Annotated in this window: 19 protein-coding genes; 16 read left to right on the top strand and 3 right to left on the bottom strand. The window is 60.1% G+C overall.

The window, feature by feature from the left end:
- Nucleotides 1-277: hypothetical protein (locus AC07UI_RS19685; protein WP_494994077.1), on the top strand; the 277-nt coding region annotated here is incomplete at its 5' end.
- 50 nt (nucleotides 278-327) lie between these two features.
- Entirely contained in the window at nucleotides 328-2,220 is a 1,893-nt protein-coding gene (gene mrdA / locus AC07UI_RS19680; protein WP_494994076.1) for a penicillin-binding protein 2, read from the top strand.
- Nucleotides 2,221-2,230: 10 nt separating this feature from the next.
- Here mrdA and AC07UI_RS19675 read toward each other — a convergent pair whose 3' ends face one another.
- Nucleotides 2,231-3,199, bottom strand: coding sequence for a LysR family transcriptional regulator (locus AC07UI_RS19675; protein WP_494994075.1), 969 nt, complete (start codon nucleotides 3,197-3,199; stop codon nucleotides 2,231-2,233).
- A gap of 153 nt (nucleotides 3,200-3,352) precedes the next feature.
- Here AC07UI_RS19675 and AC07UI_RS19670 point away from each other — a divergent pair, with 153 nt between their 5' ends.
- The 13 genes from AC07UI_RS19670 to qhpG all read left to right on the top strand — a co-directional run bounded on the left by AC07UI_RS19670 (nucleotide 3,353) and on the right by qhpG (nucleotide 18,520).
- Nucleotides 3,353-4,654: an MFS transporter gene (locus tag AC07UI_RS19670; RefSeq protein WP_494994074.1), complete on the top strand. Its 1,302-nt coding sequence runs from the start codon at nucleotides 3,353-3,355 to the stop codon at nucleotides 4,652-4,654.
- Entirely contained in the window at nucleotides 4,651-5,406 is a 756-nt protein-coding gene (locus tag AC07UI_RS19665; RefSeq protein ID WP_494994073.1) for a class II aldolase/adducin family protein, read from the top strand. Before AC07UI_RS19670 ends, AC07UI_RS19665 begins: the two co-directional genes overlap by 4 nt.
- Entirely contained in the window at nucleotides 5,403-6,332 is a 930-nt protein-coding gene (locus AC07UI_RS19660) for a 2-hydroxyacid dehydrogenase (RefSeq protein WP_494994072.1), read from the top strand. The genes AC07UI_RS19665 and AC07UI_RS19660 overlap by 4 nt, the downstream gene beginning before the upstream one ends.
- Nucleotides 6,333-6,500: 168 nt before the next feature.
- Nucleotides 6,501-7,874, top strand: coding sequence for an MFS transporter (locus AC07UI_RS19655; protein ID WP_494994071.1), 1,374 nt, complete (start codon nucleotides 6,501-6,503; stop codon nucleotides 7,872-7,874).
- Between the two features lie 21 nt (nucleotides 7,875-7,895).
- Nucleotides 7,896-8,288, top strand: coding sequence for a RidA family protein (locus tag AC07UI_RS19650; RefSeq protein WP_494994070.1), 393 nt, complete (start codon nucleotides 7,896-7,898; stop codon nucleotides 8,286-8,288).
- On the top strand, nucleotides 8,281-8,916 hold the full coding sequence (locus tag AC07UI_RS19645) for an RraA family protein (protein ID WP_494994069.1): 636 nt from the start codon (nucleotides 8,281-8,283) through the stop codon (nucleotides 8,914-8,916). The genes AC07UI_RS19650 and AC07UI_RS19645 overlap by 8 nt, the downstream gene beginning before the upstream one ends.
- Before the next feature lie 45 nt (nucleotides 8,917-8,961).
- Nucleotides 8,962-10,272, top strand: a complete 1,311-nt coding sequence (locus AC07UI_RS19640; RefSeq protein ID WP_494994068.1) for an OprD family porin — start codon at nucleotides 8,962-8,964, stop codon at nucleotides 10,270-10,272.
- Nucleotides 10,273-10,409: 137 nt separating this feature from the next.
- Complete coding sequence (locus AC07UI_RS19635; RefSeq protein WP_494994067.1) at nucleotides 10,410-11,639, top strand: Zn-dependent hydrolase; 1,230 nt, start codon at nucleotides 10,410-10,412, stop codon at nucleotides 11,637-11,639.
- A 10-nt stretch (nucleotides 11,640-11,649) separates the two neighbouring features.
- The gene (locus AC07UI_RS19630) at nucleotides 11,650-12,675 is read left to right on the top strand and encodes a histone deacetylase family protein (RefSeq protein ID WP_494994066.1); all 1,026 of its coding nucleotides are present in this window, start codon (nucleotides 11,650-11,652) and stop codon (nucleotides 12,673-12,675) included.
- A 239-nt stretch (nucleotides 12,676-12,914) separates the two neighbouring features.
- Complete coding sequence (locus AC07UI_RS19625; protein WP_494994065.1) at nucleotides 12,915-14,822, top strand: sigma-54-dependent Fis family transcriptional regulator; 1,908 nt, start codon at nucleotides 12,915-12,917, stop codon at nucleotides 14,820-14,822.
- Complete coding sequence (locus tag AC07UI_RS19620) at nucleotides 14,822-16,540, top strand: ABC transporter ATP-binding protein (protein ID WP_494994064.1); 1,719 nt, start codon at nucleotides 14,822-14,824, stop codon at nucleotides 16,538-16,540. Before AC07UI_RS19625 ends, AC07UI_RS19620 begins: the two co-directional genes overlap by 1 nt.
- Nucleotides 16,530-17,207: a subtilisin-like serine protease QhpE gene (qhpE, locus tag AC07UI_RS19615; protein ID WP_494994063.1), complete on the top strand. Its 678-nt coding sequence runs from the start codon at nucleotides 16,530-16,532 to the stop codon at nucleotides 17,205-17,207. Before AC07UI_RS19620 ends, qhpE begins: the two co-directional genes overlap by 11 nt.
- The gene (qhpG, locus tag AC07UI_RS19610; RefSeq protein WP_494994062.1) at nucleotides 17,204-18,520 is read left to right on the top strand and encodes a flavin-dependent monooxygenase QhpG; all 1,317 of its coding nucleotides are present in this window, start codon (nucleotides 17,204-17,206) and stop codon (nucleotides 18,518-18,520) included. Before qhpE ends, qhpG begins: the two co-directional genes overlap by 4 nt.
- 121 nt (nucleotides 18,521-18,641) lie before the next feature.
- Here qhpG and AC07UI_RS19605 read toward each other — a convergent pair whose 3' ends face one another.
- On the bottom strand, nucleotides 18,642-20,132 hold the full coding sequence (locus AC07UI_RS19605; RefSeq protein WP_494994061.1) for an aldehyde dehydrogenase family protein: 1,491 nt from the start codon (nucleotides 20,130-20,132) through the stop codon (nucleotides 18,642-18,644).
- Nucleotides 20,133-20,372: 240 nt separating this feature from the next.
- Nucleotides 20,373-21,041, bottom strand: coding sequence for an HAD family hydrolase (locus AC07UI_RS19600; protein ID WP_494994060.1), 669 nt, complete (start codon nucleotides 21,039-21,041; stop codon nucleotides 20,373-20,375).
- A 351-nt stretch (nucleotides 21,042-21,392) separates the two neighbouring features.
- Between AC07UI_RS19600 and peaA the strand changes: the two genes are divergently transcribed.
- On the top strand, nucleotides 21,393-22,973 hold the full coding sequence (gene peaA / locus AC07UI_RS19595) for a quinohemoprotein amine dehydrogenase subunit alpha (RefSeq protein WP_494994059.1): 1,581 nt from the start codon (nucleotides 21,393-21,395) through the stop codon (nucleotides 22,971-22,973).
- Nucleotides 22,974-23,006 lie beyond the last annotated feature (33 nt).

Genomic DNA, 23,006 nt, shown 5'->3' with positions numbered 1-23,006 from the left:
CTATCTGCATCTGCAGGTAGGGGTTTTGTTTTGCGCGCGATTTGTCGGCGCGGGCTGGCTCGCGATGGCGATTTCGACGACGCCATGGCGCGCACTCGGGCGTCCAGTGATCTCTTCAGGCAGTGGCCGTCAGAGCGCACGAATTCACACAGTGTGCGTAAGTAAAAGCAGGACTCCAACCGTCGCATTGGCCGCCAAGGACAGCCGTTCAGGGAAATCACCCGCAAGTGACTCGGGACTTTTTGGTATGGTGCAGCTCGTTTTTCAAAAGGACTGATTTCACGCGCAGGGAGCGTCGTTTAACCCATTCAAAGAGCTGCTGTAGAAATGCCCGAACCGATACCGATCAAAGATCACGAAAAAGAAACGCGCCTGGTCAATAAAAGGCTACTGTCCTGTGCGCTGTTTGTCGTCGCTATCTCCTGCGCGTTGGTCGCACGTATGTATTTCCTGCAGGTAGTCGAATTTGACTATCACTCGACGATCTCTGAAAACAACCGGGTGCATGTACTGCCGATCACGCCCACCAGAGGCCTGATTTACGACCGCAATGGCGTACTACTGGCAGATAACCAGCCCAGCTTCAATTTGACCATCACCCGCGAGCGTGCGGCCGACTTGAAAGGCGAGCTGGACTCGATTGTCAGTCTGCTGCACTTGCCGGCTGAAGAGCGGGTTCTGTTCGACAAAGAGATGAAGCAAGCGCGTCATCCCTTTGTTCCCGTCACTCTGTTTTATGAGCTGACCGAGGAGCAGATAGCCGTGCTGGCGGTGAACCAGTTCCGTCTGCCCGGCATCGAGGTAGAGCCGCAGTTCGTTCGTCACTACCCGTTGGGCGCGCATTTCGCCCATTCGATCGGCTATGTCGGGCGGATCAACGAGAAAGAATCCAAGGCCCTGGACTCGGTGGAGTACCGCGGTACCCAATCGATAGGCAAGACTGGCATCGAACGCTTTTACGAGTCCGAGCTGCACGGTCATGTCGGCTATGAAGAAGTCGAAACCAATGCTCAGGGCCGCGTGCTACGGGTACTTAAGCACACCGACCCGATTCCGGGCAAAAGCATCGTGCTCAGTCTCGACGTCAAGCTCCAGGAAGCGGCCGAGGAGGCCCTGGGTGATCGACGCGGGTCGGTAGTCGCTCTCGATCCATCGACTGGTGAGGTGCTGGCCATGGTCAGCAAGCCGAGCTTTGATCCGAATCTGTTTGTTACCGGCATCAGCTTCAAGGAATACGCCGCTCTGCACGATTCCATCGACCGACCGCTGTTCAACCGGGTGTTACGTGGCCTGTATGCGCCCGGTTCGACGATCAAGCCAGAAGTGGCAATTGCCGGGCTGGACGCTGGCGTGGTCACTGCCCAGACCCGGGTCTTCGACCCGGGCTATTACCAGTTGCCAGACTTCGATCACAAATACCGTAACTGGAACCACAGCGGCGATGGTTGGGTCGATATGGACGCGGCGATCATGCGCTCCAACGACACCTATTTTTACGACCTGGCACACAAGCTCGGCATCGACCGACTGCACGATTACATGACCATGTTCGGTCTCGGCGAGAAGGTCTCGCTGGATATGTTCGAAGAGTCGGCCGGTTTGATGCCGTCTCAGGCGTGGAAGCGCGCCACCCGTCGCCAGCCGTGGTTCCCCGGCGAAACGGTGATTCTCGGCATCGGTCAGGGCTATATGCAGGTGACGCCGCTGCAACTGGCGCAGGCTACTGCGTTGATTGCCAACAAAGGCGTGTGGAATCGTCCGCACCTGGCCAAGACTGTGGACGGTGTGGCGCCGGTGGATGAGCACCCGATGCCAAACATTCAGCTTAAAGATCCGCGGGATTGGGAACAGGTCAACCACGGCATGCAGATGGTCATGCACGATCCACGCGGTATTGCCCGCGCGGCGGCGATCGGGGTGCAATACCGGATTGCGGGCAAGAGCGGTACGGCTCAAGTGGTCGCGATCAAGCAGGGCGAGCGTTACAACCGTCTGAAAACTCAGGAGCGCAATCGCGACAACGCCTTGTTCGTCGGCTTCGCCCCAGCGGAACATCCGAAGATCGTCATCTCGGTGATGATCGAAAACGGTGAGGCCGGGGGGCGCGTCGCAGGTCCGGTGGTGCGGCAGATCATGGATGCCTGGCTGCTGGATCAGGACGGGCATCTGAAGCCGCAGTACGCCGCCCCGAGCAAAGCCCCGGGCGATCCCCACGTCTGAGGCTAAACCTTCACAGCACCTGCTCACGAATGCTGAGCATGTGCTGGAAGCTCTCCAGAAACACGCTCTCGGCCTGACTCATTCGCTGCTCGCGATTCCACAGAAGCTGGATATCGAAGTCTACCACCCCGTCCTCAGGGGGGAGGCGCCAGAGCAGACCCTGCTCGACATCTCGGCGCACCAGATGAATGGGCAAACAACCGATGCCGAACCCTGCGCAGATCAGGCGATGAATCTCTTCGAAACTGGTGGAGGATGCGACGATCTTGCCGGTAAACCCTTGCTGGTCGCGAAACAGCGTCAGGGGTGAAAGATTGCCGCCCAACTGGTCGCTGGTGAAGCTGACAAAGTTCTCGGCAGCAATCTGCTCCAGTGTCAGATTCTCCTGCCCGAACAGCCGATGGCGTTGCCCGCAAAAGTACGCATAACGCTCGCGAAATAGCACCCGCTGTTCCAGCCGTGGCTGTGCCAGTCGGCACAATCCTACGCCCACGGTCGCAGTCTTTTGCAGCAGCGAACTGATGATGTTCGAGCTGCCCATCACCTCGACTTCCAGCTCGACGTTCGGATGGGTGACATGGAAGTCCGCCAGAAACTCATCGTAGTGCGCCGACTGGACACCGCTGACGGTGAGCAGGCGAATCTTGCCCACCAGGTCGTCATGCCGACTCTCCACTACTGTCCCTAGCCGCGAAATATCTCCGTAAATATCCGCAGCAATGCGCAGCACTTCTTCCCCGGTTTCAGTCAGGTCGAAGCGCCTTCCGCTACGTGCAATCAACACACATTCAAGCTGTTCTTCGAGACGTTTGAGCGCCTGACTCACCGCTGACTGGGTGATGTGCAAGCGCGCAGCGGCGCGGCTCATGCTGCCTTCCTGACCGATTACCAGATAGGTGCGCAAGAGGTTCCAGTCGAGGCGATCATTGAGAAAGCGTCGGCCGACCCATGGGTTGGAGGTGGAGGTAGGTGAGGGCATGATTTTCTCAGTAGTAGCAAGGCTAATAGTAAAGATAAGAATATGAAAATTGACTAATCCTAGCCCGGCGGCGATAAAGCTCACAAGCGCCAGAGAGTGCAACCGGATTCAGCCTTCAGTACCTGCCCAACAATAAATACACAGGGTCCTTGCATGCATACCACCCCTCAGCCGCGACGAGCGGCGGCGGCAGCCTTTATTGGCACCACCATCGAGTTCTACGATTTTTATATCTATGCGACGGCGGCAGCGTTGGTGCTCGGGCAAGTATTTTTCCCCAGCAGCGATCCGGTGATGAGCACCCTCGCAGCGTTCGGCAGTTTTGCGGTTGGCTTCATTGCCCGCCCTATGGCCGGCATGGTGTTCGGCCATTTGGGTGACCGTCTCGGGCGCAAGAAAATGCTCCTGGTGACCATGGCACTCATGGGCCTGGCCACCACCGGCATCGGCCTGTTGCCCGGCTACGCCAGTGCCGGAATCTGGGCACCGATCAGCCTGATTGCGCTGCGGTTGATTCAGGGTATATCGGTCGGCGGCGAATGGGGCGGGGCGGTGCTGATGGCCAGTGAACATGCACCGGCCAACCGCAAGACGTTTTACGCATCCTTCGCTCAGCTCGGCAGTCCGGCAGGTTTGCTGTTGGCATTGATCGCTTTTCGTCTGGTCACATCCCTTGATCAGCAGGACTTTCTCGAGTGGGGCTGGCGTATGCCATTTCTCGCCAGCGGCGTGCTGATGATGGTCGGTTTGATGATCCGTTCCGGAGTCCACGAGTCGCCGGAGTTCGCCGCAGTGCGGGACAACAACGAGACCGCCAAATACCCGGTGATGGAAGTTATCCGCAGCTGCTGGCGGCAGATCCTGTTTGCCGCAGCGGCGGTGACCATCGGGTCGGCCGGGTTCTTCTTCACCAACACCTTCATGATTACCTACGTCACCCAGTATCAAGGCATCGCTCGCTCGACGATTCTCGACTGCCTGTTTCTGGTGACCATCATCCAGCTACTGTCCCAACCACTCTCCGCGCTGTTGGCCGAGCGTATCGGTGAAGGCCGCTTTCTCAAACTGGTTGCCTTGCTGTGCTTGGTCACGCCGTACCCGATGTTCCTGTTGGTAGGCACGCAAAACATTTTGCTGATGATCATCGGCATCGCTCTGGCGGTCGTCATCCTCTCGGCCTTGTACGCGGTCATCGCCGGTTACATGTCCCAGGCCTTCCCGGTGCACCTGCGCTACTCGGGCATTTCTATCGCATACCAGTTGAGCTGCGCTCTGGCCGGCGGCACCACGCCGCTGATCGGTACGCTGCTGGCGAGCAAGTTTTCCGGACAATGGTTACCGCTGGCGGTGTTCTTCACGCTGCTGTCGGCCGTGTCCTTGATCGGCGTTTGCGGTCTGGCCCGGTTGCGGGCCAACCCGGTCGTCTCCCACGCTCCTAAAGAGGTGTATTCGTGAGCAAACCTGAACACATTAGCCCGGTTGAATGGCAGGCCCGTTGCGAACTGGCGGCGCTGTACCGGATGGTCGCGCACTTTCGCATGACCGACCTGATCGATACCCATATCACCTTGCGCATCCCGGGGCCTGAACATCACTTCCTGATCAATCGCTACGGAGTGATTTTCGACCGGATGCGCGCCTCGGATCTGGTACGTATCGACCAACAGGGCCGAATCGTCGACCCGGCCTATGGCGATCATCGGGTCAATGCGGCGGGTTTTGTCATCCATTCGGCGATTCATATGGCGCGCCCGGATTTGAATTGCGTGATCCATACCCACACCGCAGCCGGCATGGCGGTCGCGGCCCAGCAGCAGGGGCTGTTGCCGATCAGCCAGCATGCGCTGAAGTTCTACGGCAAGCTGGCCTATCACACCTATGAAGGCATCGCTTTGTCGCTGGACGAACGCGAGCGGTTGATTGCCGATCTGGGGCCGCACAGGGCGATGATCCTGCGCAATCACGGGCTGTTGGTCGGCGGCGCCAGCGTGGCTCAGGCCTTCCAGGAGATTCATTTCCTGGAGCGTGCCTGCCAGGCGCAGGTCCAGGCCCTGGCCGGTGGTTCGGCGCTGCATTTCCCTTCCCCGGAGGTCTGCGCGCACACCGCCGAGCAGTTCGATCGGGATGAGTCCGACAACATCATCGATCTGGCCTGGGAGGCCGCCCTGACCCTGATTGAATCCCAGCGCGAGTCTTACTGCTCATGAACACGGTCGTCCTGCTGTCACGCGACAGCCTCTTGCTCGAGCAACTGCAAGCCGCTTTCGCCCGTTCTGCACCGCAAATCAACGCGGTGCTGATGGATGATCCGGCGGCCGCAGCGGCGCAGGTGGCGGCGTGCTGGTTTCCATTGCCCGGCAGTCTGGGGGCGTTGAGCAATCTTCAAGTCATCCACTCCGTGGCTGCGGGTGTCGATCATCTTGAGCATGACCCGTCGTGTCCCGATTTACCGGTGTGCCGAGTGGTCGACCCTGGTCATCGCCAAGGGATGACCGAGTACGTGCGCTGGGCGGTGATTCACTATCACCGCGGCTTCGACCAGGTACTGCAACAACAGCGCGAAAAAACATGGCAACGCCCGCTGCAACGTTCAGCCAAGCAATTCAGGGTGGGTGTCATGGGCCTTGGCTCGCTGGGTAGCGCCATCGCCAGCGATCTGGCTGCAGCCGGCTATACGGTGCGGGGCTGGGCCCGTGGCGCCAAGAGCTTGCCGGGTGTGCAGGCATTCGCCGGGACTGAAGGCTTCGAGCCTTTTCTCGATGGCGTGGAATTGTTGATCAACTTGCTGCCGCTGACCCCTGAAACCCGCGGCATTCTTGGCAGTACGACGTTTGCCCGGCTCGCCCCCGGCGCAGCGCTGGTCAACTGTGGACGGGGCGCTCATCTGCGGATCGATGATCTCGAACAGGCGCTGGCAAGCGGTCAGTTGCGTGGCGCATTACTTGATGTATTCGAACGTGAACCGTTACCGCTAGAACACAAACTTTGGAGCATGCCCGGGGTGACGATCACCCCGCATATGGCGTCGGCGGCGTCCCATGACTGTATTGCCGAGCAAGTGGCGGAAAATGTTCGACGCCTGAATGCCGGTGAGCCGTTGTTGAACAGCGTGGATATGACCTTGGGTTATTGAGTAACTTCCTCAACGGAGCGAAGTTGCAAGTTTGTTAACTATAAAATATGCCTTGTGAACCGGTTCGTTCTGACGAGCCGGCTATAAAAATAATCCTCGCTTTAAACGTTTTACTGCCAGTTATAACAATTAAACATCGAGTTCTTGAAGAGCTCTCTGGAGACAGTTATGAGCGAAATATCGTCTGTAGAAAAGTGTCCCGCACCACCCGAAGTTGAAATCAGTATGAAAAAAGTGGCAGTTGCCAGTGTGATCGGCACCACGGTGGAATGGTATGACTTGTTTGTGTTTGCCACCGCTTCGGCATTGGTGTTCAACAAAGTGTTCTTCCCGGACTTCGTTCCGCTGATCGGCACCTTGCTGGCCTTTGGCACCTTTGCTTCGGCTTACCTGGCGCGGATTGTGGGTGCGGCACTGTTCGGGCATTTCGGCGACCGGCTTGGACGCAAGTCGATGCTACTGATTTCGCTGTTGACCATGGGCGCAGCGACCTTCGCTATCGGTCTGTTACCCAATTACGCGGCTATCGGTATGTGGGCGCCCATTCTGTTGCTGCTGTTGCGGGTGATTCAGGGCCTGGCCCTCGGTGGGGAATGGGGCGGCGCGGTGTTGATGGCGGTGGAGCATGCGCCGGCCAACAAGCGCGGTTTATATGGTTCGTGGGTACAGATCGGGGTTCCGGCCGGGACCATGATTGCCAATCTGGCGTTCCTGGTAATTGCTGCCTGGTTGTCGCCTGAGGACTTGCTTGCCTGGGGCTGGCGGATTCCGTTTCTGGGTAGTGTGTTGTTGATCGCCGTGGGGTTGTATATCCGCCTGAACATTGCCGAAACGCCAGCCTTCAACAAGGTCAAGGAGGCAGAGGTTCAGGTCAAAATGCCGGTCGCCGAAGTCTTTCGTAAGTACTGGAAGCAAGTGGTGCTGGGCGGTATCGCCACCATGTCGACCGGCGCGTCCTTCAACATCATCGTCGCTTTCGGCCTGACCTATGGCACGCAGAACCTCGGTTTCAGCCGCAGCGTGATGCTCGGTGTGGTGCTGCTGTCCTGCGCGTATTGCATCGTCATGCTGCCAGTATTCGGGGCGTTGTCGGATCGCTACGGTCGCAAGCCGATTATCGTGGCCGGGATCGTTGCTGAAGCCTTGGTGGCGTTCCCGATGTTCTGGTTGATGGACACCAAGGAACTGCCGATGGTGATCTTCGGCTACCTGTTGTTGATGACCGCTTTCGCCGCCAACTACGGGCCGATTGCGACCTTCCTCGCCGAGCTGTTCGGCACTCGCGTTCGCTATTCGGGGTTGTCCATCAGCTACATGCTGTCCGGCCTGCTGGGTAGCGCGGCGACTCCGATTGTCACCACCGCATTGCTCGCGGCCACCGGCAAAGGCTCTTCCGTGGCCTGGTACATGATCGGCGCGGCGTTGATCTCGTTGCTGGCGCTGTTGCTGTTGACCGAAACCTTCAAGAAAGACATCAGCGAAGTCCCGGCTCTGCCTGGCGACCAACCCGCTGCAGCCCCCCTGAAATCGGCTGCGGCCTGATCCCTACGGAGTTCACAGAACATGCGCAGAATCCAGTCAGCACCAGGGTTCATTGGGCCGGTGGGGCCTTATTCACAAGCGGTGGTCAGCGGTCATCTGGTGTTTACCGCCGGACAGATTCCGGCTCAGACCGGGCTCGACGACCAGCCTGCAAGTTTTGCCGAGCAGGTGCGCCAGACCTTGCGCAACCTTGAGGCGATCCTGATTGAAGCCGGGTCCAGCCTCAGTCATCTGGTCAAGGTCAATGCCTACCTGACCGACCCTGCACAGTTGGAGCCCTTCAACGAGGTTTACCGTGAGTTGCTCGGCCATGCGCCGCCCGCGCGAACCACCGTGTGTGTCGCACTGTGGGGCGTGTCGTTGGAAATCGACTGTGTGGCCGAACTGATCAACGGAGCCCCGGACCATGGATAAGGCGCAACTAGAGCTTTTGATCGAGCAACTCAAAGCAGTGAGTTTCCCCACGCTGGGGCACTTTCTTGAAGACGGCTTTGCCGATTCACAGCTGCGCGCCATGGTGCCGGGGGTCAAGTTGGTCGGCCGTGCGGTGACCCTGAGCCTGCGCGGCGCCGACGCCATCGCGGTGAACCAGGCGCTGGCGCTGTTGCAGCCCGGGGATGTGCTGGTCATCGATACTGGCGGCGACCTGCGGCATGCGCCGGTCGGTGCGGTCACCAGTTGCGCGGCCCGCTGTGCCGGCGCCGTCGGGATTGTGGTGGACGGCGTGGTAACCGACTTGCTGGAACTGCGCGAGGCCGGGCTGCCGGTTTTTGCCCGTGGTACCAGCCTGTTGACCACCAAGCTCCATGGTCGTGGCGATAGCCCGATCAATCAGCCGATTCACTGCGCGGGAATACAGGTACTCCCTGGTGATCTGGTGTTGGCCGACGATAACGGAGTGCTGTTTCTCGATCTGCAAACAGCGGCGCAAGTTATCGAACAAGCGCTGGCTTCGGATCGCGCCGAGCCGAAGTTGCTGGAGCGCTTGTGCGCCGGTGAATCACTGGCGCAAGTACTGAGTGTTACAACTCATCAACAGTAGAAAGTTGCTCGCCAAGATAATCGTGGTTTTATGGAATTCTATTTAATGAACAAACAACCCTTGGCACTGGTCATGATCGGTAGTGCACTTTTCAGTCCGTTGAGCATGGCGGACTTTATTAAAGACAGTAAAGCGACACTGGGGTTTCGCAATTTCTATTACAACAACGACAATCGCGACGGGAGCGCCGCTCCGTCGAAAACCGAAGAGTGGGCCCAGGGCTTCATGCTCAATTATCAATCGGGCTTTACCGACGGTACTGTGGGGTTCGGGGTTGATGCATTGGGACTGCTGGGTGTTCGACTCGATAGTGGTGACGGCCGCCATGTTGGCAGCTCGATGATCCCTGACGACGGCAAAGGTGCCGCTGAGCAATGGGCACGCCTGGGTGCGACGGCGAAGATGCGCTTTGCCAGGACGCAAGTGCTCTACGGCACTTTGACCCCCAAGCTGCCGATTCTGGTGGCCAACGATGGTCGCCTGTTGCCACAGACCTTCGAAGGTGGGCAGATCGTCTCCAACGACTTCGAGCATCTGACCCTGACTGGCGGCCATATCGAACACGCGACCGGTCGTGGCTCCAGCGACCGCACCGGCTTGGCAGTGGCGGGCGGGACGCAGGAAAGTAATGCGTTCAATTTTGCCGGAGCCGATTACAAAGTCACTGACGCGCTGCTTGCGCAGTATTACTACGCCAACCTCGAGGACTATTACCAACAGCATTTTGGCGGTCTGGTGCATGACTTGAAGCTGGGTGATTTTGGCTCGCTGAAAACCGACCTGCGCTACTTCAAGACCACCGCCGAGGGGGCCAACGCATCCGCCGCCGGGCGCAGCGAAGGCTTCCGGACCAGCGGCTTCACCAAGGATGGCAACGGCAAGATCGACAACGATACCTGGAGCCTGGCTTTCACCTGGGGTATTGGTGCCCAAACGCTGATGGCGGGTTATCAGCAAGTATCCAGGGACAGCAACTTCGTTCAACTCAATCAGGGTGGTTTGCCAGACAAGGGCGCCTCGGGTTCCAGCGTGTACCTGCTGACCGACCGCTACATCCAGAACTTCACCCGTGCAGGGGAGCGCACCGGTTTCGCTCAATACACCTACGACTTCGCAGCCTTGGGCGTGCCGGGGCTTAAAGCCTCGGCCATGTATTTGTCAGGTACGGGTATCAAGACACCTGCCGGTCCGGATCAAAAGGAGTGGGAACGAGACTTCAGCCTTGATTATGTGATCCAGAGCGGTCCACTCAAAGGCGTGGCCATGGGCTGGCGCAATGGTACATCTCGCAGCGAAGCCTCTCGCGATCAGGACCAGAATCGCCTGGTGGTGAGCTACAGCCTGCCGCTGTTCTGAGGGTGCTGATCGCTTCCGCGTGTTGCGCGGGAGCGATAGACCGTTCATGCGATCAAGCAAAGCCGCAGCCTTCGAGGAAGATTGTTTCAAAAGGCTCCTGGCGCTTGAGCGCCCCCTTATTTTTGGAGAAATGACTGATGTTGAAAATCAACGGTGAACGTTTGTGGACAAGCTTGATGGCCATGGCCGAAATCGGCGCTACGGCGCGCGGCGGTAGCTGTCGTCTGGCCTTGAGCGAGGAAGACAAGGCCGGACGCGAATTGTTTGCCCAGTGGTGCCGCGAGGCCGGGATGACCTTGAGCGTGGACCCGATCGGCAATCTGTTCGCCCGCCGCGCCGGGACGGACCCCGATGCCGCACCGGTGATGATGGGCAGTCACCTCGACACCCAGCCCGAAGGCGGGCGTTTCGATGGTGTGTATGGTGTGCTCGCCGGCCTGGAAGTGGTGCGACGCCTGAATGATCTGCAGATCAAGACCCGCAAGCCGCTGGAGGTAGCGGTGTGGACCAACGAAGAAGGCGCGCGCTTCACCCCGGCGATGTTCGGCTCGGCGGTGTTTACCGGCATCATGGACCTGAATGCCGCGTTGGCCGTGCGTGACGTCGATGGCATCAGCGTTGCCGAGGCTTTGCAACGCACCGGGTATGCCGGCGAACGGCCGTTGGGCGGCGCTGTGGATGCTTATTTCGAAGCCCATATCGAACAGGGCCCGATTCTTGAGGACAACGCCAAGAGCATCGGTGTGGTTAGCGGCGGCCAGGCGATTCGCTGGCTCGATGTTCGAGTCGAAGGCATGGCCGCCCACGCCGGTACCACGCCCATGCCGCTGCGCAAGGACGCGCTCTACGGCGCGGCACAGATGATTCTGGCGCTGGAAGCACTGGCTACCGATTTCGTCCCCGAAGGCCTGACCACCGTCGGTGAACTGAGCATTGCCAAGTCCTCGCGCAATACCATTCCCGGGCTGGTGAATTTCACTGTGGACTTGCGTCATCACCGCGACGAAGCTATCGAGGCCATGGAGCAACATGTCCGCTCACGCTTGCAGGCCATCGCCGAAGATCGTGGTTTGCGTGTGAGCATCGCCCCACGCTGGATCAGCCCGGCGACGCCGTTCGATGCCGAATGTGTGGCGGCGGTGCAGCAGGCGGTGGACGGTCTGGGCTACGCTCAGCAATCGATTGTCAGCGGCGCCGGCCATGATGCGATTCACCTGGCGCGGTTCTGCCCAACGGCCATGGTGTTTATTCCCTGCGTCGGCGGCTTGAGTCATAACGAAGCTGAAGATGTGTTGCCCGAAGATGTGCGTCAGGGCACCGATGTATTGCTCAATGCCGTGCTGGCTCGCGCCGGGAAGGCTGAATGAGGAGAAGATGATGCGCTGTTTTTTCCACCCCGAACAATTGCTCCACCACCCACGCAGCTACTACTCACGCGGCCAGATGCGCACGCCACAGGAAGTTCCGGAGCGGGCTCAACGCTTGGTCCGGGCGGCGCATTCTCTTGGTTTCGAGGTGCTGCAACCTGCGGATGCTGGCTTGCAACCGTTGCTGGCGGTGCATGGTGCGGCCTATCTGGAATTCCTGCGGGAGGCCCATGAGCGCTGGAAGGAAATCCCGGAGGACTGGGGTGATGAGGTGATGTCGAACATCTTCGTTCGCGAACCCAATGCATTGCGCGGGATTCTCGCCCAGGCCGCGCGTTACCTGGCCGACGGCAGTTGTCCGGTGGGTGAGCTGACCTGGCGTTCGGCCTATTGGTCGGCGCAGAGCGCAATCGCCGCAGCCCAGGCCTTGCTCGACGGCCAGCCGGCTGCCTACGCGTTGTGTCGGCCACCGGGGCACCATGCACGGGCCGAAGCGGCGGGTGGTTTTTGCTACCTGAACAATGCGGCGATTGCAGCCCAGATGCTGCGCGGCGGTTTTGAGCGGGTCGCGGTGCTGGATACCGACATGCATCACGGTCAGGGCATTCAGGAGATTTTCTATGACCGGGATGACGTGCTGTATGTCTCGGTTCATGGCGATCCGACCAACTTCTATCCGGGGGTTGCCGGTTTTGCCGACGAGCGTGGAAGGGGGGCAGGGGAAGGCTTCAACCTCAACCTGCCAATGGCCCACGGTGCCAGCGAGGCGGATTTTTTGGGTCAGCTGGAGTTGGCACTGGCGGCGGTGAAGGACTTCGGGGCGAATGTGTTGGTGCTGTCCTTGGGCTTTGATATTTATGAGCTGGACCCGCAAAGCAAAGTGGCGGTGACCCGCGACGGTTTCGCCAGGCTGGGTGAGCGGATTCGCAGCCTTGGATTGCCGTGTTTGATTGTGCAGGAGGGCGGGTATCACCTGGAGAGTCTTGAGGACAATGCGCGGGCGTTCTTTCAGGGACCGCAGGTTTGGAGCCTCTGATTGTTCAGGTGAATGGATATCGACTGACAGGGCTACCTATATCGCGGGCAAGCCTCGCTCCTACAGGGATTGCGTCGAATCTGTAGGAGCGAGGCTTGCCCGCGAATGCTTTAGTACGCTAACAAGGAGTCAATCGCCATACGGCACTTGCCATTGCCTTGACGTTAACGTAAAGATTGCATCAGGCGCTGCTGTATCCAGGCGCAGGTTTTACTGGGCGGACCGATCCGGAGCGCTTGATGACTCTTATAAAAACAATAAACAGTGAACTGCAACATGAAGCCCGACTGGCTCGGGAGAAGCTTCATCTTGAAGGCGAAGTCCCCGATGGGGTGTTGCGGGCCGAAATCGATGCGTCATGGCGGCGCAGCCTCAGCCATGGTGTGCATTTCAATGGCAATCATGAGCTGGCTCTGGAGTCGAGCGCCAGCCTTGAGGTGCTGCTGGCCAGCAATCGCCTGTTGATCGATGCCGCAATGCCGGCGATCGACTACCTGGCCGCTCGCCAAGGCAAGGAAGGGCTGATCATTCTGGCCAATTCCGAGGCCACCATTCTGGCCGTCGAAGGTCGCGCCGATCGCCTCAAGGGTAGTGGGCTGCAAGACATCACCCTCGGTGCCTGCTGGAGCGAAGCGGTGCGCGGCACCAATGCCCTCGGCACCGCACTGGTGGAAGCCCGGCCGACCCTGATCGATTGCGGCGAGCATTACCTCGATCGCCTGAGTGACTTCTCCTGCACCTCGGTGCCGATTCATTGTCCTCAGGGCGACATCCTCGGTGTACTCGATTTGACCCGTGAAGGTCCGCTCGGGCGAGTCCATGACAGCACCGCGTTGCTGGCCATGGCGGTCAGCCAGATTGAGAGCCGGGTGTTCAACGCCAGCTATCCGGAGCAGATCGTTCTGGCTTTTCACAGTCGTCGACAGTACCTCGAATCACCCTGGCAAGGACTGCTGGCGGTGAGCCTTGGCGGGCAGATTCTGGCGGTCAGCGCCCAGGCTTGTCAGTTGCTCAACGCCGAGCGTTCGGCCCTGGTGGGGCGCCGCTGCGAGGAGTTTCTCGGGGTGGATGGTTTGCAACTGCTGGCGCGTCTGCAGCAGGGCGGCATCGGTAGCCTGCAAACCGCCAAAGGCGAATTCTTCTACAAAACCCTGCGTGCGCCACAGCGCTCGATCAACGTCGCCAGCACAGCGCGCAGTCTCGGCAAAAAAACAGCAAAAACTCAGCCAGATTTCGATGCCCTGGCAGGCAGTAATACTCGCTATGCCCGTGCTTTGCGCATGGCCCGTCAAGGTTTGGCCAATCAGTTGCCGGTGTTGCTGCTGGGCGAGACTGGAACCGGGAAAGAAGTCATCGCACGGGCATTGCACCTGGCCGGTAGCCGCTGCGACAAACCCTTTATCGCGGTGAACTGCGCGGCAATCCCGGAAGGTCTGATCGAGTCGGAACTGTTCGGCTATCGTGAAGGTGCCTTCACCGGGTCCCGTCGCGGCGGGATGATCGGCCGTCTGCAACAGGCCCACGGTGGCACGCTGTTTCTCGATGAAATCGGCGACATGCCGCTGTCGTTGCAAGCCCGTTTGTTGCGGGTCTTGCAGGATCGCAAAGTCGCGCCGCTGGGCGCCGGCGAGGAGCAGGACATCGATGTGGCGCTGATCTGCGCCACCCACCGTGACCTCAAGCGTCTGGTGGAGGACAAGCACTTTCGCGAGGACCTGTTCTACCGCGTCAATGGCATCAGCGTGATGTTGCCGGCCTTGCGCGAGCGCGAGGACTTCAGCTCATTGGTAAACAGCTTGTTGGGAAAATTGGGCGCGTCTGCGATCAGGCTCCGCGAGGATTTGAACGCCTTGTTGGCCGGCTATCACTGGCCAGGCAACATCCGCCAGCTGGAAATGGTCCTGCGCACCGCGTTGGCCATGCGCGAAGAAGGCGAGATCGAGTTGAGCCCGGAGCATCTGCCCGACAGCATGCTCGATGAGCTCAACACCAGTGACCGGCCGCAGACCGGCAGCATTCGCGAGAACGAACTGGAGCTGATCCGCCAATCGCTGGACAGCCATCAAGGCAACGTGTCGGCCGCCGCCGACGCGTTGGGTATCAGTCGCGCGACGCTGTATCGCAAACTCAAACAGTTGCGCAACTGATGCAGCGCTTGATTGTCAGGCTGATCGATAGCCGGGACCCACAAGCGCTGCAAGCCGCGCTGAAGTGGCTGTATGGCTTCGTCCGGCCCCATCGCCTGGCCATCGGCGGCCTGCTCGGGTTGTCGGTGTGCGCCTCGTTGCTGGTGCTGGTGCAACCGTGGTTGACCAAGTTGCTGATCGACGATGGCCTGCTGGCGCGCAACTTTCCCATGCTGGTACTGATTGCCGGATTGATGATCGTCGCCGGGTTGCTCGGCACGGCGCTGTCGGGGATCAATCGATACCTGCACACGCGGCTTTCCGGACGAATTCTCTTCGCCTTGCGCGATGACCTGTATCGGCATTTGCAGACGCTGTCGCCAGGCTTTTACGGGCAACGGCGGATCGGCGACCTGATGTCGCGCCTCGACGGCGACGTTGCGGAGATCCAGCGCTTCGCTGTCGATTCGCTGTTCTCCGCGGTCTCCAGCGTCATTGGGCTGGTCTGCGCGGTGGCGATGTTGCTGACCTTGTCCTGGAAACTCTCGCTGCTGGCGTTGGTGCTGATTCCGCTGGACGTCCTCTGGTTGCGCTGGATGCGACGCAAAGTCGAGCGCGATGTACGACAGCTGCGTGAGCGCTCGGCAGACATGTCGTCGTTCCTGGTCGAGACTTTGCCGGTGATGAAGTTCATCCAGAGCGCCGGTCAACAACAGCGCGAAGCGCGTCGGCTGGAGAGGCTGGGGCAGGGTTACATGAGTCAGTTGCTGCGCCTGCAGGTGACTGAGTTTTTCACCCAGTCGGTCCCCGGTACCCTGACCTCGTTGTCCCGCGCCTGTGCTTTTTTGATTGGCGGTTACTGGGTGGTGCAGGGGACGTGGCAGCTCGGTGCGCTGATCGCGTTTTCCACTTATCTGGGGATGGCGGTGGGGCCGGTGCAGAGTCTGCTCGGGCTGTACGTGGCCATCCAGCGCATGACCGTCAGCCTTGGCCGGGTCATGGAGTTGCGCGGTGAAGAACCGAGCGTCGTTACCCCGGCCGATCCGCAGCCGATGCCGAGCTCGGGTGAGCTGTGTTTTCAAGCGGTGCATTACAGCCATCCAGGGCGCCCGATGACCTTGTGCGGCATCGAAGCACGAATCCCTTATGGTTTGAAAGTCGCGTTGAGCGGCGCTTCCGGTGTTGGCAAGACGACACTGATCGATCTACTGCAACGCCACCACGATCCACAGTCCGGCCAGGTGTTGCTCGATGGCGTTGACCTGCGTGAGCTGGACCTGTTCGAGTTGCGCCGGCGCATCGCCGTGGTCAGTCAGGACATCGTACTGTTTCGCGGCAGCCTGGCGGACAACCTGTCTTATAGCGTGCCCTCGGCCAGCCGCGAAGCGATTACCGAAGTGGCGCGTCTGGCGCAACTCGACAGCCTGATCGAATCCTTGCCCGAAGGTCTCGACAGTCCGTTGGGTGAGCGCGGCCAGCAGCTGTCGGGCGGGCAAAAACAGCGGATCGCCATCGCCCGCGCGCTGTTGCAAGCCCCGTTGATTCTGGTGCTCGATGAAGCCACTTCGGCGGTTGACGAAGCCACGGAGCGCGAGGTGATCGAGGCCATCGACCGGCTGTTTGCCGGGCGTACGCGGATCCTGATCAGTCATCGGCCCTCGACCCTGGCGGACGCCGACCTGCGTTTTGAATTGGTGGACGGTGTGCTCAAGTCATCGAAGGTGCTGCATGAAGCCTGAGCTGCGGATCGGCGTTGTCGATAGCGGTCATTCATTGGCGCAGCGAACGCGAGTGGTCGCCGGGCGGCGTTTCTGTCTGGTGGATGAGGGGTTGGCTGAAGATGATTTGCATGATGATCCCCTCGGCCATGGCAGCGCGGTGATCGATGCCATCTGTCAGCGTGCACCGTCGGCGTTGTTTTGCGTTGCGCAAGTTTTCGATCAGCGCGGGGTGACCAGTGCGTTGCAGATCGCCACGGCCATTGATTGGTTGGTCGAACAGGACGTGCGGTTGATCAACTTGAGCCTGGGTTTGCGTCAGGATCGCAGCCTGCTGCGCGAAGCCTCCGGGTTGGCGCAGGAGCGTGGAGTGTTGCTCTGCGCTTCCTGCCCGGCGCAGGGCGCGGCAGTGTTTCCGGCGAGTTATCCGGGGGTGCTGCGGGTCACCGGCGATGCGCGCTGTGGCGAGCATCAATGGTCGTGGCTCAACAGCCAGCAGGCGGACTTCGCAGCCTGTGTTCGCGGCACTCATCCAGGGCAATCCGGTGCGAGTCTGGGGTGTGGGGCATTGAGCGGGCATATCGCCAATTATCTGGCCGAACATGACGATGCAAGCAATCCACAGATCATCGAATGGTTGCGCGAGAATGCCTGTTACCGCGGCCCTGAGCGGCGCGTCTGGACATGAGCGCGATCCTCATTCTCGGGGCCGGGCCAGCCGGGGCGGCGGTGGCCTTGGGCTTGCGGCGGCTTGGCTATCCGGTGACGCTGGTCAGTGACTGGCGCCGGTTTGCGGCACTGGAAGGCGTTTCGGTGCGGGTTCTCGACGCCCTGCGTAGCGCGGGCTTTACCCATGCATTGGACGATGCGACGCTGCCGTCCCAGCGTCAGGTGTCGTGGAACGCTCAGCAACACGCGCAAAATATCGAATTCCTGCTGGATCGTCCGCGCTTTGATCGAGGCCTGCGCGAAGATTTGCGCCTGGCCGGTGTCGAGTTGGTCGAAGGGCGGGTGCTGGCGGTGCATTCAGAGGTATCGGGCCATCGAGTGGAAGTCGAAGGGCGCGCAGATATAGCGGCGCATTTTCTGGTTGAGTCGCGAGGACGCCAGACTCCGGCGTTGGGTAAAGGTCTGCGCGGGCCGGAAACCGTCAGCCTGCTCAACCGCTGGCAAGGTACGCCGGGCACCACGGCAAGCGCGGTCGAGAGTCTTGAAGACGGTTGGGCGTGGATGGCGCGGCGGGCCGATGGTCAATGTTATTGGCAACTGACGGTGGACGTGGCCAGCGCCGGGTTGCCGGGTAAGGCGCAGTTGCTCGATTACTGTCGGGGCAGGCGCCAGGCATCGGCGTTGGCGATCGACTTTTTTGGCGCTGCACCTGAAATCGAGCTGCAACTGCATGCCCGCAGCAGCACGGCGATCCTTTGTCCGCAGGTCTGCGGGGATAACTGGATTCGGGTCGGTGATGCAGCGATGGCGGTTGATCCGCTGTCGGGTAACGGCATCTTTCAGTCCTTGTCTTCGGCGTTGCAGGCGCCGGTGGTGATCAACACGTTACTCCGTGCACCTGAACGCGCGGCCCTGGCAAAGCAGTTTCATCAGCAACGAGTCGAGCAACTGTTTCTACGTTTTGCCCGTATCGGTCGTGACTTCTATGCCGATGAACAGCGCTGGCAGGAGCAGCCGTTCTGGCAGGCACGTCGCCAGTGGCCGGACAGCGAACCGGCGCACAAACCGGCGGACTTCGCCTCGCTACGGATACAGCGTGCACCGGTGTTGCGCGAGGGTTTGGTGGATGAGGCCGAGGTGGTGGTGACGGCGGATCAGCCGCTGGGGATCTGGCATCTGCAGGGCGTTGAGCTGGCGCCTTTACTGCGACGTCTGCAAACCCGGCCAGCGGAACAGGCGCTGGCGGATTTGACGGTGGAGCAGGGGAGGATGGTTCGTGGGTGGTTGTTGGGGCAGGGGTATCGGCCGGCCGCTCCTACAAAAGCTGTTTGATCGTTCCCACGCTCTGCGTGGGAATGCATCCCATGACGCTCTGCGTCACATCCTAAAACGGAACGCGGAGCGTCCCTGGCGGCATTCCCACGCAGAGCATGGGAACGATCAGGTGAGGGTGTCACAGCTTGATCAGCACCGACTTCAACTCGGTGTAATGTTCAATCGCCGCATAACCCATTTCCCGCCCGACACCGGACATTTTGTAGCCACCAAACGGCAGCGCCGGGTCCAGGGCGCTGTGGCAATTGACCCACACCGAACCGGACTTGACCCGCGGAATCATCCGGTGCACCGCCGCCAGGTCGTTGGACCAGATACTCGCGCCCAAACCGTAGGGGCTGTCGTTGGCCATGCGCAGGGCATCGGCTTCGTCGTCGAAAGGAATCGCCACCAGCACCGGGCCGAAGATTTCCTCCTGCACCAGCGAGTGCTTCTGATCGACGTCGACGATCACTGTCGGCTTGACGAAAAAGCCCGGTCCAAACTGCTCGCCACCACAGGCGATGGTCGCGCCACTTTCACGGCCCATTTCGATATAGCGATAAACCCGTTCCTGCTGGCGGGCCGAGATCAATGGACCCATCTGCACGCTAGGGTCCAACCCATTGCCGAGCTTCATGGCGTTGGCTATATCGGCGATGTCGGCCACTACATTGTCAAAGTGTTTGCGCTGCACATACAGCCGCGAACCGGCGCAGCAAACCTGACCCTGGTTGAAGAATATTGCGCTGGCGGCGCCTGCTGCGGCGCTGTTCAAATCGGCGTCGGCCATGACGATGGTCGGTGATTTACCGCCTAACTCCAGCGTGACGCGGGTCATGGAATCCATGGCGATCTTGCCGATTTCTTTGCCTACAGCGGTGGAGCCGGTGAAGGTCAGTTTGTCCACCAGCGGGTTGTGGGTCAGGGCTGAGCCAGCGGTAATGCCGGTGCCGGTCACCACGTTGAACACGCCAGTCGGGTAGCCGGCTTCGAGCACCAACTCCGCCAGTTTCAGCGCGGTCAGCGGTGTTTCGTCAGCCGGTTTGAGCACTACGGTGCAACCGGTCGCCAGTGCCGGGCCGAGTTTCCAGCAGGCCAGCAGCAGCGGGAAATTCCAGGCGACGATGGCCCCGACCACACCCACTGCTTCACGGCGGATGAAACTGTGAAACTGATCATCCGGCATCAGTGGCAATGAAACTTCGACGCTCGAACCTTCGATCTTGGTCGCCCAACCGGCCATGTAACGCAGGAAGTCGATGGACAGCTGTACATCCATGACCTGTGCCACCGCCGCACTTTTGCCGTTGTTCAGGCATTCCAGCTGCGCGAGTACTTCGGCGTCGCGCTGCATCAGATCGGCGAGTTTCCACAGCAGGTTCTGCCGCTCCCGAGGCCGGGTGCGAGTCCACGCAGAATCATCGAATGCCTGGCGTGCCGCGAGCACCGCGCGATCCACATCGTCCACTGTGGCACGGGGCACCACGCAAAGTATTTCGCCGCTGGCCGGGTTGTGCAACGGCATGGTCTGACCGTCAGCGGCCTCGACCCATTCGGCGCCGATCAGCATGCGTGGCGCGCGTTGAATAAAAGCAGTGGTGGCAGGGAGCAGGGAAGGGAGCTGCATGGCGTGACCTCTTGTTGTTCGAAAATAAAGGTTCGAAGTGAGGCGAGGTCTTTCGCAATGGCTGTGCCAAGTGGATAAGTTCGAATAACTGGCTGATTTTCAGCAAGTTATGGATTTTGGCGAGCGTGCTGGGGCAGGTGCTTCGTCGCAATTTGCGACAGCACTGAGACGTCTCCGATTGTTTTTTCGCCGATTTTTCGCTCCCAAGGGCATTAACAGCCCTTGGAGGCACGCGTCGCTCTAAGCCTGGCGACTCAGCATCCGATCAATCACTTCCCACAGCGCCGCATCGGTAAAGTCATCAATCACCAGATGCGCCCCGGCAGCCAGCAATGCTTCACGGCTCTGACTGGTGACCAGGCCGACCGTAAAAATGCCGGCCTTCACCGCTGCCGTCAGCCCGGGGATCGAGTCCTCGAAGGCGATGGCGACGTGGGCTTTGGCGTTCAGGCATTCAAGGCCGGTGAGATAGGGCAGCGGGTCAGGTTTGGCCCGAGGTAGTTCTTCCGCGACCACCACCGTCTCAAAGCGTTCTCGCAAACCCAAGGCTTCAAGCATGTGATCGGCATTGGCTCGTGGGGCATTGGTCACCACGGCGACGCCGATGCCTTGTTCCCTGGCAAAGTCCAACAGCCGCACCAGCCCGGCCATGGGCGTGAGTTGCGGTGACAGTTCACGGAACCGCGCTTCCTTGCGATCAGCAAAGGCTTGGTGTTCGGCCACCGAGCGCTGGGGGAACAGATAGCGGCACATGTTGGCGTTGGCCTGACCGCTGACGTGGGCTTCGAATTCTTCCTTCGTGAACGCCCGGCCATCCTCCTCCTGCAGCAGCTGTTGCAGGGCCAGCAGGTGGAGTCTGTCGGTGTCGGTCAGGGTACCGTCGAGGTCGAAAAGCAGGGCGTTGAGCATGGCTGGATTCCTGTCAGGCCGCGTCCGGGCCGGGTGCTGAAGCGGTTAAGCCGTCATCGTAGCAGCTGGCGAAGCCTGCGTTCGGCTGCTATGGGATCTATCGCCTATGCTCGTCTCAGAGTGGAACAGTTGTCGCGAAATTAGACGTTGGCAACCATCGATCCAATCGGTCTGCGGCCGCGGATTTCGGTTAATACCTTGATTAAAAACACTATTTATAAGCTGGCACGCTCCGTGTATTGCTCATGTCAGACGTTTCTCAGGCCTGCGTCAACAGCGTGCCGGTTGACGGTAGAGACCATAAAAACGATCCATAAAAAATAAGAAAGCACCGTGCGAGGTTCGACGTTGATGAAGAGAAAACTCCGATCAGGTATGAGCGGCAGCCTGCTGGCGATAGCCGCTTGTGTGGCCCTGCATTCTCCCCCAAGCATGGCGGCGCGTGATGCGCAGACCATCCTCAAGGAAACCTGTCAGGGCTGTCACACCCCCGAGGCTGGCAACGCTCTGAGCCGCATCAGCCACCAGCGCAAGACCCCGGAAGGCTGGCTGATGAGCATCGCCCGTATGCAGACCATGCATGGTCTGCAGATCAGCGATGAGGACCGTCGTACGCTGGTCAAATACCTGGCCGACACCCAAGGCCTGGCGCCGAGCGAGACTGACGGTGTGCGTTATGCGCTGGAGCGTCGACTCAATACCGTCGAGCATTTCGATGACCAGACCAGCCAGATGTGTGGCCGCTGCCACTCCGGTGCGCGGGTTGCCTTGCAACGGCGGCCGGCTCAGGAGTGGGAACGCCTGGTGAACTTCCACCTGGGGCAATGGCCGTCGTTGGAGTATCAGGCACTGGCCCGCGACCGTGACTGGTTCGATATCGCTCGCAAGGACATGGTGCCGCTGCTGGCCAAGCGTTATCCGCTGGAAAACCAGGCTTGGAACAACTGGCTTAAAACAGCTCCGAAAGCCGACTCACTGGCAGGCGACTGGAGCTTCAGCGGCCAGTTGCCGGGCAAGGGTGAACTGGCCGGCGTGATGACCGTCAGCACCGCTGGCACCGATCAGTTCAAGGTCAGCGTCAAAGGCCAATACGCCGACGGCAGCCCGTTCAATGGCGAAGGCAGCGCAATCCTCTACAGCGGCTACGAATGGCGCGGCAACGTGACGATCGATGGCGTGGTCATGCGTCAGGTGTTCGCCGCCAAGGGCAGCGAACTGCAAGGCCGCATGTTCGAGGCCGAGCACGATGAGCGCGGGCTGGACTTTATTGCGGCAAGGCACGGTTCCAGTCGTTTGCTGGCGGTGCAGCCGGGTTACCTGAAAGCCGGCAGCGAAACTGAAGTCACGCTGATCGGCAGCGGTCTCACTGGCAAACCAAACTTCGGCAAAGGCGTGGACGTGGTCGAAGTGCTGGAGCAAAGCCCTGAGCGCTTGCGGGTCAAACTCAAGGCGGCTGCGGATGCGAAGCCAGGCTTGCGCGAGGTCACGCTAGGTAGCCTCAAAGGTGCCTCGCTGGCGGTCTATAGCAACATAGCCGAGGTCAAGGTTGTGCCCGGGTTTTCGGTGGCACGGATCGGCGAGGGCGGCGGTTCCACACCGAAGGTCCAGGGCCGTTTCGATGCCGAAGCCTGGGGCAAAGGTGCTGACGGCAAGCCATATCGGATCGGCGTGTTCCCGGCGCAGTGGAAGGTCGAAGCCTTCGACGAGCGCGCCAAGGAGGACGAAGACGTCAAGTTCGCAGGCCAAATGCAGGCCGACAACGGGGTGTTCACTCCGGGCGATGCCGGGCCCAATCCACAACGCAAAATGTCCACTAACAACGCGGGCAACCTCAAGGTAATCGCCGCCGTGGATGACGCCGGCAAATCACTGACCGGTGAAGGCCACATGATTGTCACCGTGCAACGCTGGAACAATCCACCCATTCCCTGATGGTCTGGCTAAACCAGCAGTTCAGGCATTTTC

It is taken from the genome of Pseudomonas sp. GW821-FHT04C07, assembly GCF_059420325.1.
Note: the sequence above shows the minus strand (reverse complement) of the source record. Positions and strands in the feature narration are given on the sequence as shown.

Coding starts and splice junctions, on each gene's coding strand:
- mrdA (WP_494994076.1), top strand. CDS start 328: ATGCCCGAACCGATACCGATCAAAGATCACGAAAAAGAAACGCGCCTG.
- AC07UI_RS19675 (WP_494994075.1), bottom strand. CDS start 3,199: ATGCCCTCACCTACCTCCACCTCCAACCCATGGGTCGGCCGACGCTTT.
- AC07UI_RS19670 (WP_494994074.1), top strand. CDS start 3,353: ATGCATACCACCCCTCAGCCGCGACGAGCGGCGGCGGCAGCCTTTATT.
- AC07UI_RS19660 (WP_494994072.1), top strand. CDS start 5,403: ATGAACACGGTCGTCCTGCTGTCACGCGACAGCCTCTTGCTCGAGCAA.
- AC07UI_RS19655 (WP_494994071.1), top strand. CDS start 6,501: ATGAGCGAAATATCGTCTGTAGAAAAGTGTCCCGCACCACCCGAAGTT.
- AC07UI_RS19650 (WP_494994070.1), top strand. CDS start 7,896: ATGCGCAGAATCCAGTCAGCACCAGGGTTCATTGGGCCGGTGGGGCCT.
- AC07UI_RS19645 (WP_494994069.1), top strand. CDS start 8,281: ATGGATAAGGCGCAACTAGAGCTTTTGATCGAGCAACTCAAAGCAGTG.
- AC07UI_RS19640 (WP_494994068.1), top strand. CDS start 8,962: ATGAACAAACAACCCTTGGCACTGGTCATGATCGGTAGTGCACTTTTC.
- AC07UI_RS19635 (WP_494994067.1), top strand. CDS start 10,410: ATGTTGAAAATCAACGGTGAACGTTTGTGGACAAGCTTGATGGCCATG.
- AC07UI_RS19630 (WP_494994066.1), top strand. CDS start 11,650: ATGCGCTGTTTTTTCCACCCCGAACAATTGCTCCACCACCCACGCAGC.
- AC07UI_RS19625 (WP_494994065.1), top strand. CDS start 12,915: ATGACTCTTATAAAAACAATAAACAGTGAACTGCAACATGAAGCCCGA.
- AC07UI_RS19620 (WP_494994064.1), top strand. CDS start 14,822: ATGCAGCGCTTGATTGTCAGGCTGATCGATAGCCGGGACCCACAAGCG.
- qhpE (WP_494994063.1), top strand. CDS start 16,530: ATGAAGCCTGAGCTGCGGATCGGCGTTGTCGATAGCGGTCATTCATTG.
- qhpG (WP_494994062.1), top strand. CDS start 17,204: ATGAGCGCGATCCTCATTCTCGGGGCCGGGCCAGCCGGGGCGGCGGTG.
- AC07UI_RS19605 (WP_494994061.1), bottom strand. CDS start 20,132: ATGCAGCTCCCTTCCCTGCTCCCTGCCACCACTGCTTTTATTCAACGC.
- AC07UI_RS19600 (WP_494994060.1), bottom strand. CDS start 21,041: ATGCTCAACGCCCTGCTTTTCGACCTCGACGGTACCCTGACCGACACC.
- peaA (WP_494994059.1), top strand. CDS start 21,393: ATGAAGAGAAAACTCCGATCAGGTATGAGCGGCAGCCTGCTGGCGATA.